Origin of the sequence: Arthrobacter sp. RIT-PI-e (assembly GCF_001187915.1) — a bacterium.
In the GTDB taxonomy this organism is placed as follows: Bacteria; Actinomycetota; Actinomycetes; order Actinomycetales; family Micrococcaceae; genus Arthrobacter_D.
In genome coordinates this window covers 1-18,699 of record NZ_LGIU01000097.1, presented here as the reverse complement: position 1 = coordinate 18,699, position 18,699 = coordinate 1, and the positions used below count along the sequence as shown (strand labels likewise).

General features: G+C 71.9%; 16 protein-coding genes. 13 read left to right on the top strand and 3 right to left on the bottom strand.

The window, feature by feature from the left end; translation table 11 throughout:
* Positions 1-88: 88 nt before the first annotated feature.
* Positions 89-1,783 carry a bifunctional 3'-5' exonuclease/DNA polymerase gene (locus AC792_RS14445; RefSeq protein ID WP_049831193.1) on the bottom strand — a complete coding sequence of 565 codons (1,695 nt, stop codon included), beginning with the start codon at positions 1,781-1,783 and terminating at the stop codon, positions 89-91.
* Positions 1,784-1,888: 105 nt separating this feature from the next.
* Here AC792_RS14445 and ssd point away from each other — a divergent pair, with 105 nt between their 5' ends.
* The 7 genes from ssd (at position 1,889) to AC792_RS14410 (ending at position 7,076) form a co-directional block, all read left to right on the top strand.
* A complete protein-coding gene (gene ssd / locus AC792_RS14440) occupies positions 1,889-2,956 on the top strand; it encodes a septum site-determining protein Ssd (RefSeq protein WP_049831192.1) in 1,068 nt (355 codons plus the stop codon).
* Positions 2,953-4,254 (top strand): TadA family conjugal transfer-associated ATPase, encoded by a 1,302-nt coding sequence (locus AC792_RS14435; RefSeq protein WP_442853626.1) that lies wholly within the window; start codon positions 2,953-2,955, stop codon positions 4,252-4,254. The genes ssd and AC792_RS14435 overlap by 4 nt, the downstream gene beginning before the upstream one ends.
* Complete coding sequence (locus AC792_RS14430; RefSeq protein WP_049831191.1) at positions 4,251-5,087, top strand: type II secretion system F family protein; 837 nt, start codon at positions 4,251-4,253, stop codon at positions 5,085-5,087. Before AC792_RS14435 ends, AC792_RS14430 begins: the two co-directional genes overlap by 4 nt.
* Positions 5,048-5,632, top strand: a complete 585-nt coding sequence (locus tag AC792_RS14425; RefSeq protein ID WP_152916250.1) for a type II secretion system F family protein — start codon at positions 5,048-5,050, stop codon at positions 5,630-5,632. Before AC792_RS14430 ends, AC792_RS14425 begins: the two co-directional genes overlap by 40 nt.
* 148 nt (positions 5,633-5,780) lie before the next feature.
* Complete coding sequence (locus AC792_RS17830; RefSeq protein WP_049831189.1) at positions 5,781-6,182, top strand: DUF4244 domain-containing protein; 402 nt, start codon at positions 5,781-5,783, stop codon at positions 6,180-6,182.
* Complete coding sequence (locus AC792_RS14415; protein ID WP_200903421.1) at positions 6,182-6,649, top strand: TadE family type IV pilus minor pilin; 468 nt, start codon at positions 6,182-6,184, stop codon at positions 6,647-6,649. Before AC792_RS17830 ends, AC792_RS14415 begins: the two co-directional genes overlap by 1 nt.
* Positions 6,642-7,076 carry an Rv3654c family TadE-like protein gene (locus tag AC792_RS14410; protein ID WP_235436803.1) on the top strand — a complete coding sequence of 145 codons (435 nt, stop codon included), beginning with the start codon at positions 6,642-6,644 and terminating at the stop codon, positions 7,074-7,076. The genes AC792_RS14415 and AC792_RS14410 overlap by 8 nt, the downstream gene beginning before the upstream one ends.
* Before the next feature lie 47 nt (positions 7,077-7,123).
* On the opposite strand, the gene AC792_RS14405 is transcribed toward AC792_RS14410, so the two are convergent.
* Together AC792_RS14405 and AC792_RS14400 are read right to left on the bottom strand one after the other, a co-directional pair.
* Positions 7,124-9,481, bottom strand: a complete 2,358-nt coding sequence (locus AC792_RS14405) for a DEAD/DEAH box helicase (protein WP_049831188.1) — start codon at positions 9,479-9,481, stop codon at positions 7,124-7,126.
* 48 nt (positions 9,482-9,529) lie between these two features.
* Positions 9,530-10,180 carry a GNAT family N-acetyltransferase gene (locus tag AC792_RS14400; RefSeq protein ID WP_049831187.1) on the bottom strand — a complete coding sequence of 217 codons (651 nt, stop codon included), beginning with the start codon at positions 10,178-10,180 and terminating at the stop codon, positions 9,530-9,532.
* 87 nt (positions 10,181-10,267) lie between these two features.
* Between AC792_RS14400 and trhO the strand changes: the two genes are divergently transcribed.
* The 6 genes from trhO to AC792_RS14370 all read left to right on the top strand — a co-directional run.
* A complete protein-coding gene (gene trhO / locus AC792_RS14395) occupies positions 10,268-11,194 on the top strand; it encodes an oxygen-dependent tRNA uridine(34) hydroxylase TrhO (RefSeq protein ID WP_049831186.1) in 927 nt (308 codons plus the stop codon).
* Entirely contained in the window at positions 11,194-12,933 is a 1,740-nt protein-coding gene (locus tag AC792_RS14390; RefSeq protein ID WP_049831185.1) for a DUF7059 domain-containing protein, read from the top strand. The genes trhO and AC792_RS14390 overlap by 1 nt, the downstream gene beginning before the upstream one ends.
* A gap of 133 nt (positions 12,934-13,066) precedes the next feature.
* A complete protein-coding gene (gene topA / locus AC792_RS14385; protein ID WP_049831184.1) occupies positions 13,067-15,814 on the top strand; it encodes a type I DNA topoisomerase in 2,748 nt (915 codons plus the stop codon).
* Positions 15,815-15,875: 61 nt separating this feature from the next.
* The gene (locus tag AC792_RS14380) at positions 15,876-16,889 is read left to right on the top strand and encodes a Ppx/GppA phosphatase family protein (RefSeq protein WP_049831183.1); all 1,014 of its coding nucleotides are present in this window, start codon (positions 15,876-15,878) and stop codon (positions 16,887-16,889) included.
* 1 nt (position 16,890) lies between these two features.
* Positions 16,891-17,685 carry a sugar phosphate isomerase/epimerase family protein gene (locus AC792_RS14375; RefSeq protein WP_049831182.1) on the top strand — a complete coding sequence of 265 codons (795 nt, stop codon included), beginning with the start codon at positions 16,891-16,893 and terminating at the stop codon, positions 17,683-17,685.
* 299 nt (positions 17,686-17,984) lie between these two features.
* On the top strand, positions 17,985-18,699 hold a 715-nt coding region (locus tag AC792_RS14370), incomplete at its 3' end, for a pyrroline-5-carboxylate reductase family protein (RefSeq protein ID WP_049831181.1).

The window sequence follows — 18,699 nt, the reverse complement described above, 5'->3', positions numbered from 1 at the left end:
CCGATGCAGCGGCGGGGGCGGGGGCCGCGCTGTGTGGACAAGTACCACCATCCCCGCCCGGACCCGTGCGCAGGGTGGGGTGGGCCGTCTACTTGGCGTCGGCGTAGGACCCGACGGCGACCGTGGTGATCGGAAGATCGAGGGGGATCTCACCGAACAGCAGACGCGTGGCCGCACGCGCCGCGTCCTCCAGCACGGTGGTGGCCTCCGCGGCGAACTCCCCGGGGACGTGGAGCACCACCTCGTCGTGGAGGAAGAAGGCGATCCGGCTGCGCGGCTGCGGGACAGGGCCTGCGGCGAGCCTCCGCCGGATCTCGGCCAGCCAACACAGCGCCCACTCCGCGGCGGACGCCTGCACCACGAAGTTCCGCGTGAAACGTCCGCGGGCCCGCGCGGCGCCGTCCGCACGGCGTTGCTCCTCCGCCGTCGTCGTGCGCTGCCGTGCCAGCCACTCCGCCGAGGCGGGCGGGCAACCCCGGCCGAGGTGGCTGCCCACGGCCGCCCCGGGCCCGCCGGCTCTCGCCGCTGCCTCCACGACGGCGATGGCCTGCGGGTAGGCGCGCGCCAACCGGGGCATCAGCTGGCCGGACTCACCGCTCGTGGCACCGTACATCGCCCCGAGCATCGCCAGCTTGGCCTTCGCGCGGTCCCCGTCGAAGCCCTGGTCCGCGATGCCCTGGTAGAGGTCCTTCCCCCGCGCAGCGGTGGCGAGCGCGGCGTCGCGTCCCAGGGCCGCGAGGACGCGTGGTTCGAGCTGCGCGGCGTCGGCGACGATCAGGACGTGCCCGTCGTCGGGGCGTACGGCGTCGCGCACCTCGCGGGGGATCTGCAGTGCACCTCCACCGCGGGACGCCCACCTCCCGGACACCACCCCGCCCACCACGTACTCAGGGCGGAACCGCCCGTCGTGGATCCACGCATCGAGCCAGTTCCACCCGTTGGCGCTCAGCAGCCGGGACAGCTTCTTGTACGCCAGGAGCGGGATGATCGCCGGGTGCCGGTGCTGTTCCAGCTCCCAGGACCGGGTGGTCCTCACCTCGACACCCGCCCGGTGGAGGGCACGCAGGAGGTCCTGAGGCGAGTCCGGATTCAGCCCGGGGTTCCCGAGCGCGTCCCGGAGCTCACCGACGAGGCGCTCCAGCTCACGCGGGCGCGCACCGTCCGGTGGGCGGGGGCCGAGCCGGCGTTCGAGCAGTTCCTCATGGATGTCCCGGCGCCACGGCAGGCCCCAGTGCTCCATCTCCGCGGCGATGAGCGAGCCGGCGGATTCGGCCGCGACGAGGAGATTGAGCCGGCCGGGCTCCGCGGCGTCCGCCATCGCGGCGCTCTGGTCCCGGAACTGCCCGATCACCTCCTCGAGGGCAGGACCGGACGTCCGTGCGGGGTCCTCGAACAGGGACTGCTGGTTCGGTGGCGGAGGGGGCGGGAGCAGCAGTCGTGGCGGGTCGGCGCCGTCGATCCGCGGGGCAGCGGTGCGCAACGCGTCGATGTAGGGGGAGGGGCGGCAGGATCCCGAGTGCGTGAGGATGGTCCGGGTCAGCTCGAGGTCCCAGCACCGGTCCACCGTCACCCCCGCGGTGAGGAGGGCCGGGTACACGGGCCGGGTGCTGCCCCAGATCCAGCGCGGACGGCGGTGCTCGGCCCGGGCGACGGCGGCCGGGAGGTTCCCGGGTCCCGGGACCTCCTGATCCCCGGGGCGCTCGCCGGTGGCATCCAGGGCCTGCAGTGCGTGCACGGTGCCGCCGTCCCTGCCCGACGGCACTGACCCCACGGCGATGTACATGAGCACATTCTGGGCGGTGACGGTGTCATTCCTGCAATCGCCCGGCTTGTCCACATAGCCGCGTATCGCAGTGCTCCTCGGCGTGCCGCCCGGGACGCTGTACCCATGACGCAGCAGACGTGGACGCCGAACGGGCGCCGCCCGGTGGTCCTCGTGGGTGGTTCGCAGTTCCTGCGCGACCAGGTGGCGCGATCCTGTGCGGCGGTGGGTGTGCCACCGGTCTTCGCGGACCGTCCGGCCGAGGCCCTCGCGCTCGACCCCGTGGTGCTCCTCGTCGGTGCGGAGCAGCCGGCTGCGGTGTACGGGTCCCGGGAGGTGATCGTGGTCGGTGCGGCCGATGACCAGGCCGGGGCGTGGGCCGGTGCCGCGGCGCTCCGGGCTGCGAGCGTGGTGATCCTTCCGCAGGGCGTCGGCTGGCTCGCGGAGCATCTCGCGGAACGCCTCAGCCCGGCGGCGACGGGGACCGTCACGGGGTTCCTCGGTGCCGCCGGTGGCAGCGGGGTGAGTACGCTCGCCACCTGGTGCGCACGCGAGCGGGCCGCCGGTACCGGTGCCGTGCTCCTGGTGGACGGCCATCCGTACGGCGGCGGGCTCGACCTCGCCCTCGGGATCGAGGAGCACCCCGGTGTGCGCTGGCACGATCTGGGCGGCATCCGCGGGACGCTCGGCGCGGAACAGCTCGCTGCGGCGCTGCCGACCGTCGGATCACTCGCCGTGCTGTCCCATGCGGATCAGCGCCGGTCGGACGGCTGGGGGGAGCACGGCATGGTCTCTGCCGGGGCCGTCCTGGAAGCAGCCCGCGGAGCCTACGCCGCGAGCTTCGTCGACCTGGGCGGCACCGGTCAGCTGTACCAGGAACTGCTGTCGGCCTGCGACCGGGTGGTTCTCCTGGCCCCGGCTCGGCCGCGAGGAGTGGCTGCTGCCGCACAACTCCTCCAGGTCCTCGGTGCCCTCCCCGTCACGGTGGTGCTGCGCGGGCCGGTCCTCGACGGACTGGACACCTGGCTCGCCGCCGAGATGCTGGGCCAGGCGGGGCCGCTGGCGTATCTGCCCAGCGTACGAGGCGTGGCACAGGCGGAGGCGGGACGACGCCTGCTCGATCTCCCTCTGCCGCGGGGAGTGCGGAGGGTGGTCCGCGGGATCCTCGCCGGTACGGAGGCGGGGGCGGCATGAACGACGGCGAGGTGCCTGCCGTCCCCACACGGCGTCAGTTGCGGGCCGCCGCCGGGACCTCCGTCGCGGGCCCCGGGGTGCCGTTCGGTGTTGTCGCGACGCGGCGGACGGATGGTCCCCCCGGACGCGGCGGATCCTGCGATCCCGCCGCCGCGTCGATGGTGGACACCGTCCGGAGGGCGGTGCTGGCCGGTGACGTGCAGGCCACGGGGGCCGCGTTCGCCGACGCGGTGGGATCCAGCGGCAGGCTCCTGGGATCGGAGGGGACGCTGTCGGCGCTGGACCGGGTCAGGGCCGAGCTCCAGGGGATCGGCCCGCTCGAGCACCTGCTGGCCGAGGAGTCCGTCACCGACATCCTCGTGAACGGACCCGACGACGTCCGGGTGGACGGACCCGCGGGTCCTCGACGTATCGGACGGCTCTTCCCCGCCGAGGAGGACGTGCGGGCCCTCGCCGTCCGTCTCGTCGCCGCCGGTGGCCGCCGTCTCGATGACGGTTCACCGGCGGTGGACGTGCGGCTCGACGGGGTGCGCATCCATGCGGGACTTCCGCCCCTCTCCACCCGTGGGGCGCTGCTCTCGATCAGGATCCGGCGCCCGCGGGTGTTCTCACTCGCCGAGCTGATCGACCGTAGGACCATCGCGCCGCCCATGGCCGAGGCCCTGACCCTGATGATGCGGTGCCGGTCGAACTTCCTCATCAGCGGCGCCACCGGGACGGGCAAGACCACGCTGCTGTCCACGCTGCTGGGGCTCGCCGGGCACCACGAGCGCATCGTCCTCGTCGAGGACGCCGCTGAACTCGACCCCGGACACCCCCACACGGTCGGTCTCCAGTCACGTCACGGCAATCTCGAGGGATCCGGCGTGGTGGATCTCACCGAGTTGGTCCGGCAGGCACTGCGGATGCGACCGGACCGCCTCGTGGTGGGCGAGTGCCGGGGTGCGGAGGTCCGCGAACTGCTCGCCGCGATGAACACCGGGCACGACGGCGGGGGCGGGACCCTCCACGCCAACTCCGCCGAAGCCGTCCCGGCGAGGCTGGCCGCCCTCGCAGCGCTGGCCGGTCTGTCCCCCGAGGCCCTGGCCCTGCAGGCGGCGAGCGCGCTCGACGCCGTGGTCCACGTCGTCAGGGGCGCAGCAGGGCGGCGGGGGGGGGGCATCAGCCTCCCGGAGCTCTCATCCGCGAACCGGCTGCTGGGGCGGCCCGTCCTCGTGGACACGGGATCGACCTGTGAGCGCGCCGAGGGCTGGGAGGACTTCGCGGCCCGGGTGGGCGCGGTGGGGACGGATCCGTGACGGGTCTGCTGGTCTCCGCGCTCCTGGTCACCGCGTCCGCCCTCCTGCTGCTGGGGCCGACCGCGTCGCCCCGGCAGGGCCCCCTCCGGGGCAGGGCTTCCGGCGGACCCGCGGGGCGGCATCCCACGCGGCCGCCGTCCTCCCGGGACCGCTGGTGGCGGGGCGCCTCGGGAAGGACCGATCTGCACGAGATCCCGTTGTTCGTCCATCAGCTCGCGGGCCTGCTGAAGGCGGGGCGGCCCCCGAGTGCGCCGTGGGCCGGCATCGAGACCGTCTACGCGGCGAGCGGCAGCGCCTTCGGGAACGCCGTGCTCCCCCGCCTCGCCCCGGCCCGCCGAGCCGCGGACCTCGGGCTGAGCGTCCCCGAAGCACTCCGCCAGAGCGCCGGTCCCACCGGTGGGGTGGGAGGCTCCGATGCTCTCACCAGGGGTACGGCGCGACTCTGGGCGGACCTCGCCGCCTGCCTCGAGATCTCCGAACGCAGTGGCGCACCCCTGGCCGGGATCCTGGAGCACTACGCGGGGCAGGCGGATGCCGGGCTGGGCGGCGCGCCCGCCCGGGCCACGGCCCCGGCAGGGCCACGAGCCACGGTGCTCCCCCTCGCCTGGCTCCCCGCCGTGGGCCTGGTCCTCGCCTTCGCACTGGGGATCAACCCCCTCACCGTCCTCCTGGGGACCGGTGCGGGCCGGCTCGCGCTCGCGGCCGGGATCCTGCTGATGGTCATCGCCCGGATGTGGTCCACCCGGCTCGGGCAGCATGCGACGGGAGTGGCGCCGCGAGCGTCGGCGTGGTCGTGGGCGTACTGCTGGCCTCCGCGGCGGTCGTTCTCCTGACCCCCTCGGCCCGCTTGCGCAGCTCCTCACGACCCACCGGTGCCCAGGAGCGGCACGGCATCGGCGATGCCCCGCTCATCCTCGATCTGCTGGCCGCCATGCTCTTCTCCGGGGCCACCGTGGAGAGCGCCCTCGTCCTCGTCGCCGACTCCTGCGATCCGCGGATCGGTGTCTGCCTGACACGGGTCTGCGCGGCGCGGCGCCTCGGGGCGTCCTGGGACTCCTCCTGGGAGGTGGGCCTCTCGGAGTGGGACGGAAGGTCCACCACCCGTGCCGGACCCGGTCGCCGTCGCCCCGATGCAGGGCGTCGTGTCCTCCTGGAGGTGCGGCAGGGGTTGCACTTCGCCACGGCCACCGGTGCGCCCTCGGCGGGACTCCTGCACGCCCAGGCCGACCAGGTGCGGCGTCGGCACAACCGCGAGGTGGACAGGCGGGCGGCGGCGCTCGGGGTGCAGCTCGTCCTGCCCCTCGGCCTGTGCTCGCTGCCGGCCTTCATCTGCCTGGGCGTGGTCCCGGTGGTCATCGGTCTCCTCCCCGCGCTCTGACCCGCCCGGGACGGATGTGCACGGGCGTTATCCACTTAGCCGCTTCCCGTGTCCGGAGGCCTGCAGACGCTCGGCACAGTGGAGTCCGCGGCACCCGCCGCTCACCACCCGTAGGACCCGGTGTCCTACATCGATCGAAGGAGAACCCATGTCCTCGCAGACCCAGCCCAGGCAGACCGGTGGAACCACGTTCGTCCAGCGGAACGGAACCGGCGAGGCCGGACCGCACGGGATCGGACGGCACCATCCCGCGCAGGATCATCACGGTGCCCGGCTGCCGGAGGTCCGGCAGCTCGGCCTCGTGGAGCCTCATCCCGCCGACCGCGCCGACCGCCGTGCCGAGAACCGGCGCAGGCGTTCCTCCGTCCGGGCGCTCCGACGCCGACAGGGCGGGCTGCTGGACCGGGAAGCCGGGATGGCCACCGCGGAATACGCGATCGCCACCCTCGCTGCCGTCGGGTTCGCTGCGCTCCTCGTGGCGGTGCTCTCCAGCGGCGAGATCAGAGGGCTGCTGATGTCCCTCATCTCCTCCGCACTGAACTTCGGCTGATGGTCTGCGACCAGGGTGGGGAGCGCCCGACGGCGGGCACGGGACGGGGCAGTGTTCGTCCCTCCCGGGGTCGCCATCGGCCCGGGACGGCGGGGGCGGTCGACGCCGGCCACCGCGCTGCGGATCACGGCGAGCGGGGCGCGGTCACCGCGGAGATCGCCGTGGTGCTTCCCGCCCTGGTCGTCCTGCTCGCCCTGCTGCTGGGCACCGCTCACGTGGGGACGGTCCAGCTCCGGATCGAGGAGGCCGCGCGTGCCGGAGCCCGGGAGGCGATGCGCGGGGAGAGCATGGCCGCGGTGGAGCAGACGGTGCAGCGTCTGGCAGGATCCGGCGCCCGCACCCGGGTGGGAGCTGCTGCCGGGTGGATCACCGTGGAGGTGCGGACCGAGGGGGAGACGCCGCTCGTCGGACTCCTGGGGATCACCCTCGAGGCGACGGCATCCGGGAAGGACGAGCACGGTGGGTGAGGGGAACGCGAGGTCAGCGGTCGGAGGACCGCCGGGGAAGCGCGTCGAGGACGGGGAGCGGGGCGGGGAGAAGACCCCGGCCGATACCGAACGGGGTGCGGGGACGCTGCTGATGGCGGGTCTGGCGCTGCTGGCTCTCGTACTCATCGCCTCGGCGGCACTCCTGCTGCAGGCGGCCTCGGCTGCGTCGAAAGCCGCGACGGCCGCCGATCTCGCCGCACTGGCGGCGGCCGATGCCGTGCGGGGGATCACCGGCGGGAACCCGTGCGCCGCGGCCGAGGAGGTGGCGGAACATCACGGGGCGGAGATCCAGGAGTGCGCCCTCGGTACCACCGGGCCCGGAACGGCGGTCATCCGGGGGGTCGTACCCCCGTCCGGGATCCCCCCGGACGCACAGGGCGCAGCACGAGCCGGGCCGCCGCCGTGATCCGCGTCGGAGGTGCGCCGTCGATGCGCGGCGCCGGGCCCGGACCGCTACTCCGCCGACTGCTCCACCTTCACCGGGTCCGTGGCACCGCCCGCTTCCCGGAGGATGAGGGACAGCACCGCGACGGCCCCACCCTTGCTGAGCGGGTTGTTGCGGTTCCCGCACTTGGGCGACTGCACGCAGGACGGGCATCCGGAGTCGCACTCGCAGGCCTCGATGGCATCGCGGGTGGCGGACAACCAGGTCCGTGCGGCCTCGAAACCCCGCTCCGCGAACCCGGCCCCTCCGGGATGGCCGTCGTACACGAAGATGGTGGGCATCCCGGTGTCCGCGTGGAGTGCGGTGGACACCCCGCCGATGTCCCAGCGGTCGCTCGACGCCACCAGGGGCAGCAGTCCGATCGCTGCGTGCTCGGCGGCGTGCAGGGCGCCCGGGAGTTCGTCGGCGAGGATCCCCTCCGATTCCAGGAGCCCGGGGCTGATCTCGAACCACACGCTCTTGGTGAAGAGGTCCCTGGCCCCGAGCTCGAGCGGCTCCTCGCCGAGCACCTCGTTGGAGGAGAAGGCCTTCCGCTGGAAGGACACCACCTGGGTGGTCACCTTCACGTCCCCGAAGTTCGCGAGGACACCACCCCACAGGGTGCTGACGTCCCGTCCGATCACCTCGATCTGCGTCACGTCCCGCGCCTGCGTGTAGTAGTCGGGGTAGGCGCGGGACACCACGGCGCTGTGTGCTTCCTCGTCCAGTTCCTGCACCACGTACGTACGGCCCTGGTGGACGTACACGGCTCCGGCGTGCGCCTGGTAATGGCTCTGGGGCGAGCCCATGGTGCCGAGCAGGGCACCGGATCCGGCCTCCACGATGTTGACGGGCCCACCACCGTCCGCCCGGAGATTCACCATGCCGGCAGCACTCTGCGGGTAGGTCCAGAACCATCCGGCGGGTCTGCGCCGCAGGAACCCCTGGGCGCACAGCGTGCCGAGCAGTTCCTCGGCGGTGGCACCGAAGAGTGCCAGGTCCTGCTCGGTGACGGGCAGCTCGGCGGCTGCGGCGCACAGGTGCGGGCCGAGGACGTACGGGTTGGCCGGATCGATGACCGTGGCCTCCACCGCGAGGTCGAAGACTGCCTCCGGGTGGTGGACGAGGTAGGTGTCCAGGGGATCGTCACCGGCCACGAAGGCGGCGACGGCGTCCTGACCGGATCTTCCGGCCCTGCCGATCTGCTGGAGGAGGGACGCCCGCGTACCCGGCCATCCCGCCACCAGGACGGCGTCGAGGCCGGAGATGTCGATGCCGAGTTCCAGGGCGGAGGTACTGGCGACGCCCAGGAGCTCGCCGCTGCGCAGGGACGTCTCGAGCGCCCGCCGTTCCTCGGGCAGGTAGCCGGAGCGGTACGCGGCGACGCGGTGCGGCAGGCCGGGATGGACCTCCTCGAGCATCCGCTGCGTCGTCTGGGCGATGCTCTCCGCGCCTCGTCGGGACTTGACGAACGCGATGGTGCGCACCTGCGCGGACACGAGATTGGCGAGCAGGTCGGAGGTCTCGGCGATGACGGTCCTCCGCGTCGGTGCGCCGTTCTCGCCCCGTGTCCCGGTGAGCTGCGGCTCCCAGAAGGCCACGGTGGTGGAGCCGTGCGGCGAACTGTCCTCGGTGACGGCGCGGGCCGGGGCGCCGATGAGCCGCCCGAAGAACACCGACGGGTCGGACGAGGTGGCGGACGCCCCGATGAACACCGGGTGGGCGCCGTAGCTCGCGCAGATCCGTTTCAGGCGGCGCAGCAGATTGGCCACGTGGGAACCGAAGATCCCCCGGTAGCTGTGCGCCTCGTCGATCACCACGTACTTGAGCCGGCGGAGGAACCGCGCCCACCGGGTGTGGTTCGGGAGGATCCCGTGGTGCAGCATGTCCGGATTCGCGAGCACCAGGTTGGCGTGGTCGCGGATCCAGCGGCGGGCACCGGATTCGGTGTCGCCGTCGTAGGTCTCCGCACGTACGGTGGGCAGGTCCAGTGCGTTGACGGCGGACAGCTGGTCCGCCGCCAGTGCCTTGGTGGGCGCGAGGTAGAGGGCCACGGAACCGCTCGGGGCCAGGGTGACCCGGCCGGCCAGCTCACTGCGATGGATCTCGTCGAGGATCGGCAGCTGGTAGGAGAGGGACTTCCCGGAGGCCGTCCCGGTGGCGATGATGGTGTGCTCGCCGTCGTGCGCGGATGTGGCTCCCGCCGCCTGGTGGCGCCACGGCTCGCGGACCCCGTGCGTGAGGAACGCCTCGACCACCTCGGGATGCACCCATGCAGGCCACGGGGAATGCTCCGCCGCTCGTGCCGGGATCTCGCGGACGTGCAGCAGCTGCTCGGGGTCGGGTCCGCCCCCGAGCAGGGAGATCAGTGCATCCTGCGTGGCCACGCGTCGATTGTGCCACCGCCGTGCTGCAACCCGCGGCGGGGGAGGCGCTTATCCTCTGACGACGAACACGTCGACGAGGTACTGCCACCCGAGGAACTCGTAGAGCGCCCGGCCGTCGGCGGACGCCATGAGCAGCCCGGTGGTGATGTCCTCCTCCAGCACCCCTGCGGTGAGCGCGCGCATCACGAACGTCCCCAGGCCCCTCCGCCGGAAGCGTTCCTCCGTCTCGATGCGGTCGTAGACCGCGTACTCGCCGACCACCGACACGGAGCCCCGCGCCGCGACCTCGCCGTCCACGTGCACCGTGACGTGGCGGCAGGCGCCCTCCCGCGTGCGCTCGACGGTGATGCCGTCCTCGGGCGCACGGGGATCCTCGACGTCCTGCCCGTGCATGTCCATGCGCATCAGGGACTGCCTCCGGTCGACCACCCTGAGGCCCAGGCGTCCGGCCTCGTCGACGAGCTCGAGCATCCGGTGGGTGGCCACCGTCAGGACCCGCGCCGGGTCCTGACGCGTCTCCGCGGCGAGTGCGCGGAACACCTCCGTGCCGGGTTCGACGAGGAAATGCTCGGTCTCCTCCCCCCGATCGGGCCGGAGCACGGAGACACTGCTGTCGTGGTCCTCGGGGGTGTACCCACGGCAGGCCGCCCAGCCCGCGAGCCAGGTCCGGAACAGGTCGGTGTCTGCGGATTCGCTCATGGACTGAACCCTAGGTGTCCGGTGCCGCGCAGGTCACGGGGTGCACGTAACAGTGACCATTTCGAGACGCGACGTAGGCTTGAATCCGTGTCGACCAACCGTATCGCCCTGTACTACGCCTTCACCCCGTTGCCCGATCCCGAGGCGATCCGCCTGTGGCAGCGCGCACTCTGCGAGAAGTGGGGGCTCCGCGGGAGGATCCTCCTCTCGGAGCACGGCATCAACGGCACGGTGGGCGGTGACGTCCGGGCCGTGAAGCAGTACGTGAAGACCACGCGGGAGTACCCGGGGTTCCGGGGCATGGGGATCAAGTGGTCCGACGGCGGCGCCGAGGACTTCCCGCGCCTGAGCGTCAGGGTCCGCGACGAGATCGTCTCCTTCGGCGCCCCCGGTGAGCTGAAGGTGGACGGGAACGGCGTGGTGGGCGGCGGCACGCACCTGTCGCCGGAGGAGCTGCACGATCTCGTGGACGCGAAGCGCGCGGCGGGGGACGACGTCGTGTTCTTCGACGGCCGCAACGCCCTCGAGGCGCAGATCGGCAGGTTCAGGGGAGCGGTGGTCCCCGACGTCCGCACCACCCACGACTTCGTCCGCGAGCTCGACTCCGGGAAGTACGACGAACTGAAGGACAAGCCCGTGGTCACCTACTGCACGGGCGGGGTGCGCTGCGAGGTGCTCTCCAGCCTGATGGTCGCCCGCGGTTTCAACGAGGTGTACCAGCTCGACGGCGGGATCGTGCGCTACGGCGAGCGGTACCGGGACGCAGGGCTCTGGGAGGGCTCGCTCTACGTCTTCGACAAGCGGATGCACCTCGAGTTCAGCGAGGACGCCGTGAGGATCGGCAAGTGCGTGCGCTGCGGGACGCCCACCAACAAGTTCGAGAACTGCTCCGAGCCGACCTGCCGCAACCTCACCCTCTACTGCGCTGCGTGCGCTGCCGACCCGGTCACCCTGCGGTGTCCGCAGGGCTGCGAGACCGACGACGCCGAGGCCACCGCAGCGAGCGCCGCGTGATGCCGGCTCCGAGCGGTGCGGTCGAGTTCGACGACGACGTCCCCACCGCGCCGTCGAGCCGGGACCTGCCGGCGCTGGAGGTGCTGGCCAGGGAGCTGGAGGCCCTGGACTACACGGTGGACGGCGTCGAGGAGCTGCTCGGCGGTGCTGCCTACGACGCCCTCGGGCGGGGGCAACTCGCCGCGGCGCTGCTGGAGGCACAGGGCCGGTCCCGCGGCGGGGACAGGGCACGTGCCGTCCCGGTGCTGCTGTGGCTCCTGGGCGAGACGCTTCCCGAGGAGGACCTCGCGGAAGCCTTCCCCGGGAGCGGCGTGGCCGGCCTGGAGCGCCTGCGGCTCGTCGAGCGGGTGGAGGTGGGAGCCGGCGGGGTCGGTACGCCGGAGGCCGACCGCCCTGACAGGATCGCGCAGCGCGAGAACGCCCGGTGCTCGTCGGCCACAGCAGTATCGGAATCAGCAGAGCCGGACCTGCCCGCAGGCGGCGCCCGGTGGCGTGCCGCCGTGGATCTGCGCCCGTACGGCTCCGACGTGGGCGGCAACCTCTGGGTGTCCAGCGATCTCGGCTCGGAGCTGCGGCCGGGCCGCCTGCGGCACGACCACGTCCTCGGGATCGGGCGTGCATCGCTCACGCTCGCGCAGACCGTGATCCGCACGGAGGCGGACCGCGCCCTGGACCTCGGGACCGGCTGCGGTATCCAGACCTTCCACCTGCTCGCGCACGTGCGCCACATCACCGCGACCGACATCTCCGAGAGGGCCCTGGCCTTCGCCCGCTTCAACCTGCTGCTCAACGCGCCCGCGCTGGGCATCGACCCGCAGGCGCCCGGTCCCCGGGTCCACCTGCGCCGGGGCAGTCTGCTGGAGCCCGTGCAGGGCGAGCAGTTCGACCTCGTGGTGTCCAACCCGCCGTTCGTGATCACCCCGCGCGCCACGCAGGAGCAGGCGTACACCTACCGCGACGGCGGACTGGCTGGGGACGCGATCGTGGAGGGGCTCGTGGGCGGGCTGCCCGGCGTCCTCGCACCCGGTGGGGCCGCTCAGATCCTGGGCAACTGGGAGATCCCGGAGGGTGCCCCCTGGGACCGCCGGGTCCGCGCCTTCGTGCCGAGCGGCGTCGACGCCTGGTTCATCCAGCGTGAGCAGCTGACCCCCCTGCAGTACGCCGAGACGTGGCTCCGCGACGCCGCCGAGAACCGCGACCGGGCGGCTTACCTCGCGAGCTTCGCCGCGTATCTCGCCGACTTCGCCTCCCGTGACGTGGAGGGCATCGGGTTCGGCTCGGTGTGGCTGCGCAGACCGCGGGACCCGCATGGGCTCGTGCGTGCCACGTTCGAGGAGATCACCCACGAGATCGAGCAGCCGGTGGGCCCGCACCTGGCGGCCGCCGTCGAGCGGGGCGACTGGCTGGCCGCCCACACGGAGCAGGCGTCCTCCGGCAGCGGGATCGCCGAGGAGTTCCTGCTCGTGGCCGACGACGTCACCGAGGAACGCCACCAGCGGCCCGGGGCGGAGCACCCGGGGGTCATCCTGCTGCGGCAGGGGGCCGGACTGCGGCGCACCACGCTGCTGAGCACGGAGCTGGCCGGTTTCGTGTCCGCGTGCGACGGCGACCTCACGGCCGGGCAGATCGCCGGGGCGCTCGCGATGCTCCTGGAGCGCCCCGATGCCGCCTTCGTCTCGGGGTTGCTGGTGGACGTGGAGCAGCTCGTCCGCGAGGGTTTCCTGGTTCCTGCCCGCTGAGCCCAGCGATTACCCTTGTGCAGGTATCCATCACGCATACTGTGAGATGAGGCCCGGCAGGGCGTCCGGACCGGGACACGTTCCACCTGCTGCGGCATTGCACGCGTTCGCTGCACGCATATATAGGAGTGAAGTGCCCACCAAGGCCACGGACAAGAAGCACGGCAAGAAACTCGTCATCGTCGAATCCCCGAGCAAGATCAAGAGCATCTCGGGGTACCTCGGCGAGGGTTTCCAGGTCGCTGCCTCCATGGGGCACATCCGGGACCTCCCGCAGCCCTCGGACCTCCCGGCGGAACTCAAGAAGTCCTCGGTGGGCAAGTTCGCGGTGGACCTCGAGAGGGACTTCGAACCGTACTACGTGGTGTCCCCGGAGAAGCGGAAGACCGTGGCGGAGCTGAAGGCGGCACTGAAGGACGCCGACGAGCTCTACCTCGCAACCGATGCGGACCGTGAGGGCGAGGCCATCGCCTGGCACCTGCTGCAGGTGCTCAAGCCCAAGGTCCCCGTCTACCGGCTCACCTTCGGCGAGATCACCAAGGAAGCCGTCACCCGTGCCATGGGTGAGCTGCGCGACGTCGACATCCCCATGGTGGACGCCCAGGAGACCCGCCGCATCCTCGACCGCCTGTACGGGTACGAGATCTCGCCCGTCCTGTGGCGCAAGGTGGCCCGGGGCCTCTCCGCCGGGCGCGTCCAGTCCGTCGCCACGCGCCTCGTCGTCGAGCGCGAACGCGAGCGCATGGCGTTCCGGACGGCGTCATACTGGGACCTGACCGGTATCTTCACGCCGAAGGAGACCGGCAAGGGCGCCGCGTTCCCGGCCAAGCTGGTCGCCGTCGACGGCAACCGTGTCGCCACGGGCAAGGACTTCTCCGACCGCGGTGAGCTGAAGGCCGCGAACGCCGTACGCCTCGACGAGGACTCCGCGCGCTCGCTCGCCACGGGGCTGGAGAGCGCCACGTTCACGGTCCGGTCGCTGGACACGAAGCCGTACACGCGCCGTCCGGCCGCGCCGTTCACGACGTCGACCCTGCAGCAGGAGGCGGCCCGCAAGCTGCGCTTCAGCTCGAAGGTCACCATGCAGGTGGCGCAGCGCCTGTACGAGAACGGGTACATCACCTACATGCGTACCGATTCGTCGTCGCTCTCCGACCAGGCGATCAACGCCGCCCGCCGTCAGGCCTCGGAGCTGTACGGTCCGGAGTACGTGCCCGAGGCGCGCCGTGTGTACAAGGGCAAGGCGAAGAATGCGCAGGAGGCCCACGAGGCCATCCGCCCCTCCGGTGACTCCTTCCGCACGCCCGCCCAGGTGGCACAGGGCCTGCGCGGTGACGAGTTCAAGCTGTACGAGCTGATCTGGAAGCGCACGGTCGCCTCCCAGATGGCTGATGCCAAGGGTTCCACGGCGTCGCTGCGCCTCGGCGCGGTCAGCGCGGACGGGCGGGACGCCGAGTTCTCGGCCTCCGGCACCGTGATCACCTTCCGCGGTTTCATGGCCGCCTACGAGGAGGGCCGCGACGCCGTCCGGGGCGAGGACGGGGCCGACGACGACGCCCAGGGCACGCGCCTGCCGAACGTCGCTAAGGGTGACGCCCTGGGGGCGACGGCGATCGAGGCGATCGGCCACGAGACCTCGCCGCCCCCGCGCTACACCGAGGCGTCCCTGGTGAAGGTGCTGGACGAGCGCGGGATCGGTCGTCCCTCCACCTACGCGGCCACCATGTCCACCATCATGGATCGCGGCTACGTCAGCTCCCGCGGTCAGGCCCTCGTGCCGAGCTGGATCGCCTTCTCGGTGGTGCGGCTGCTCGAGGAGCACTTCACCGACTACGTGGACTACGACTTCACGGCGGAGCTCGAGGAGGACCTGGACCGCATCTCCCGAGGGGAGACGGGCCGGGTGGACTGGCTGAACTCCTTCTACTACGGGGACCGCAAGGACACCGGCCTGCACACCATCGTGAGCGAGCTCGGCGAGATCGACGCCCGCCGGATCAACTCGGTGGAGATCGCCGAGGGCATCACGCTGCGGGTGGGCAAGTTCGGCCCGTACCTGGAGAAGCCGCTGCCCGCCGACGCCCCGGAGGGCACGGAACCGCAGCGCGCCAACGTGCCCGAGGACCTGGCACCGGACGAGCTGACCGCCGAGAAGGCGATCGAGCTGATGGAGACGCCGACCTCGCAGGAGCGTGCCCTCGGCACCGATCCCGAGACGGGCCGCACCATCGTGGCGCGTGACGGCCGGTACGGGCCGTACGTGATCGAGCTGATCCCCGAGGTGACGGCCGAGGAGCTCGCCGCACAGCCCGTGGAGTACTACAAGAACGGCAAGCCGAAGCCGCCGAAGAAGCCCGCGAAGGTCAAGCCCCGCACGGGGTCCCTCTTCAAGTCCATGTCCGTGGACACCGTGACGCTGGAGGAGGCGCTCCGCCTCATGCACCTGCCGCGGGTGCTCGGCGCGGACGAGGACGAGAAGGAGATCACCGTCCAGAACGGCCGCTTCGGGCCCTACCTGAAGAAGGGCAGCGACTCCCGTTCCATCGGCTCCGAGGAGGAGATCTTCACGATCACCCTCGAGCAGGCGCAGGAGATCTACCGTCAGCCCAAGCAGCGCGGTGGCCGCACGGTCACCCCGCCGCTGGCCGAGTTCGGCGACGACCCCGTGAGCGAGAAGCCGATCGTGGTGAAGGACGGCCGCTTCGGTGCGTACGTCACCGACGGCACCACCAACGTGACGATCCCGGGGTCCATGGCGATCGAGGGGCTGACGCGCGAGCAGGCGGTCGAGATGCGCGCCGACAAACGGGCCAAGGGCCCGGCGCCGAAGAAGACCGCACGGCGGGCGCCCGCAAAGCGGAAGGTGGCGGCGGGCAAGTAGCCCGTACCCCCTCGATGACGGAACCGATGATGGCGGGACGAGAACTGGAAGTGCGGGAACGATGCGGCTAGGTGTACTGGACATAGGATCGAACACGGTCCATCTGCTGCTCGTGGATGCGCACCCCGGCGGCCGGCCGGTGCCTTTCGCCTCCCACAAGAAACCGCTCTCGCTCGTCACCTACCTCGACGCCGCGGGCAACATCTCGCGTGAGGGCCAGGACGAACTGGTGGGGTTCGTCCAGGAGGCACGGGCCTTCGCGTCCGGGCACCGGGCCGAGGACTTCCTGGCCTTCTGCACCTCGGCCATCCGGGAGGCCGCCAACGGCAGCGAGGTGCTGGCCCGGGTACGCGCGGAGACCGGCGTCGACCTCCAGGAGCTCTCCGGGGACCAGGAAGCGGCGGTGACCTTCCAGGCGGTACGCCGCTGGTACGGATGGGGATCGGAGTCGATCCTCAACCTCGACATCGGCGGTGGTTCCTTCGAGATGGCGATGGGCACGGACGAGCTGCCGGCGGTGGCGCTGTCCGTGCCGCTCGGGGCCGGGCGTCTCACGCGTGACTGGCTGCCCGAGGACCCGCCGTCGGCGAAGAGTGCGAAGAAGCTCCGCCGCTACATCAGGGAGGTGCTCAACGACGCCGTGCCGCAGTTCTCGCACCTGGGGTCACCGCACCTCGTGGCGGGGACGTCCAAGACCTTCCGGTCGCTGGCGCGCCTCACCGGTGCTGCGCCGTCGGCCGCGGGTCCGTTCGTGCGCCGCGAGCTCCGGCGTACCGACCTCACGCTGTGGACCAAGCGCCTGGCAGCCATGAGCAGCGCCGACCGGGCGAACCTCGACGGCGTCTCCGAACTGCGCGCCCCGCAGGTGCTGGCCGGAGCCCTGGTCGCCGAGTGCGCCCTGGAACTGTTCGGTGTGGAGTCCATGGAGATCTGCCCGTGGGCCCTCCGTGAGGGGTTGCTGCTCCGGCGCTTCGACACCAAGATGTTCGACGCCGAGGAGCCGCTGACCGGCGCGGGCGTGGGGCACAGCCAGCTCGACGTGATCCGGCGTACACCCGTCTCCGAGGGGGTCTGACATGGACGCGTCCGGCCCCGGCGTCATCCCGGTCGCACTCTCCAGCGCCTCCGTCTACCCGCTCACGGTCACGGACACCTTCGCATTCGCCCAGGACCTCGGGTACGACGGCGTGGAGGTGATGGTCACGAACAACGCGGTGAGCCAGGACCCCGGCCGGCTCAACGTGCTCAAGGAACAGTACGAGCAGCCCATCCTGGCCATCCATGCGCCCACCCTGCTGCTGACGCAGCAGGTCTGGGGCAAGGCGTGGACCAAGATCGAGCGCTCGGCTGCCATGGCGGTGGAGGTGGGTGCGCGGACCGTGGTCACCCATCCGCCGTTCCGCTGGCAGACCGGCTACGCCGAGGAGTTCCCGGAGGGGATCACCCGGATCGCCGAGGAGTACGGCGTGGAGATCGCCGTCGAGAACATGTACCCGTGGAAGGTGCGGGGCCGCGAGGCCAAGGCGTATCTTCCGCACTGGAACCCGGTGCCCGAACCGTACGAGCACGTCACCTGGGACTTCTCCCACGCGGCGATCGCCGAGATGGACTCCTACGAGGAGATCCGGAGACTGGGCAGCCGTCTCGCGCATGTGCACCTCACCGACGGCACGCCGAACGGCAAGGACGAGCACCTCCTGCCCGGGCAGGGCCAGCAGCGGTGCGCCGAGGCGCTCGGTCACCTCGCCGACACCGGCTGGAACGGCGTGGTGGCGGTGGAGGTCAGTACCCGGCGGGCGCGCGGCGCCGGGGAGCGGGAGGAGTGGCTCGCCGAGACCCTCCGCTTCGCGCGGACGCACCTGCGCCACTGAGACGACAGCCACCGGGGCGACAGCCGCCAGGGCGGCATCAGCTCGAACCACGATCATCGGGACCACAGGGGTGCCGGTACGGGGGCGCCCGCACATGACCCGTCAAAAGAGATGGCGCCGGTGGACCTGCAGATGTTGGGGGAATCATCTGCTGCCACCGACGCCGACCGGATCAGGAATTTCCGGTTCTTCATCACTCGCACCTTCATGAGGTAGTTCCTACCGTAGGACCCGACCTTGTGACGAAACCGCGAGCAGGCTGTGAGTAGCCTGTTAACCGCTCATGGCAGGATGGGGCCATGACCTCCGACACCTCCCTGCGCATCGCCTTCCTGGGATGCGGATCGATGAACGAGTCCATCCTGGCAGGCCTGCTGGGAGCCGGCCTCGACCCCGCGCGGGTGACCGCGACGCTGCGCCGCCCCGAGCGGGCAGAGGAACTCCGCGCACGCCACGGGATCGACGCGCTCGCCCCCGGGGCGGACGACGACGCCAACACGAGGGCGGTCCGGGACGCCGACATCGTGGTCCTGGGCGTCAAGCCGGTGGGGATCGTGCCCCTGGCCCGGGAGATCGCCGACGCCCTGGCGCCGGGCGCCGTGGTGCTCAGTGTCGCCGCGGCCGTGTCCATCGCCATGATCGAGGCGGCACTGCCCGCCGGCCAGCCCGTGATCCGCTCCATGCCCAACACTCCCTCGCGCCTCGGGCGGGGTGTGCTGTCCGTCTCCGCCGGGTCCGCTGCCGGGCCGGAGCCCATGGAGCGGGCCAGGCAGCTGCTGGCGCCTGCCGGCACCGTGGTGGAGATCCCCGAGCACCAGGTGGACGCGCTCTCGGCCGTCAGCGGGTCCGGCCCCGCCTACGCGTTCTACCTCGCCGAGGCCATGGCGGATGCGGGGGTGGAGCTGGGTCTGGACGCGCAGCTCGCCACGCTGATCGCCCGGGCGACCGTGGCCGGTGCGGGGGGCATGCTCGCCGAGGCCGGCGCCGACGCGGTGGCACACCGCCGGGCCGTGG

Excerpts from the sequence above, each read along its gene's own strand:
- AC792_RS14445 (WP_049831193.1), bottom strand. The coding sequence starts at position 1,783 with ATGTACATCGCCGTGGGGTCAGTGCCGTCGGGCAGGGACGGCGGCACC.
- AC792_RS14380 (WP_049831183.1), top strand. The coding sequence starts at position 15,876 with ATGCGGCTAGGTGTACTGGACATAGGATCGAACACGGTCCATCTGCTG.
- ssd (WP_049831192.1), top strand. The coding sequence starts at position 1,889 with ATGACGCAGCAGACGTGGACGCCGAACGGGCGCCGCCCGGTGGTCCTC.
- AC792_RS14400 (WP_049831187.1), bottom strand. The coding sequence starts at position 10,180 with ATGAGCGAATCCGCAGACACCGACCTGTTCCGGACCTGGCTCGCGGGC.
- AC792_RS14415 (WP_200903421.1), top strand. The coding sequence starts at position 6,182 with ATGGTCTGCGACCAGGGTGGGGAGCGCCCGACGGCGGGCACGGGACGG.
- AC792_RS14435 (WP_442853626.1), top strand. The coding sequence starts at position 2,953 with ATGAACGACGGCGAGGTGCCTGCCGTCCCCACACGGCGTCAGTTGCGG.
- AC792_RS14390 (WP_049831185.1), top strand. The coding sequence starts at position 11,194 with ATGCCGGCTCCGAGCGGTGCGGTCGAGTTCGACGACGACGTCCCCACC.
- AC792_RS17830 (WP_049831189.1), top strand. The coding sequence starts at position 5,781 with ATGTCCTCGCAGACCCAGCCCAGGCAGACCGGTGGAACCACGTTCGTC.
- AC792_RS14375 (WP_049831182.1), top strand. The coding sequence starts at position 16,891 with ATGGACGCGTCCGGCCCCGGCGTCATCCCGGTCGCACTCTCCAGCGCC.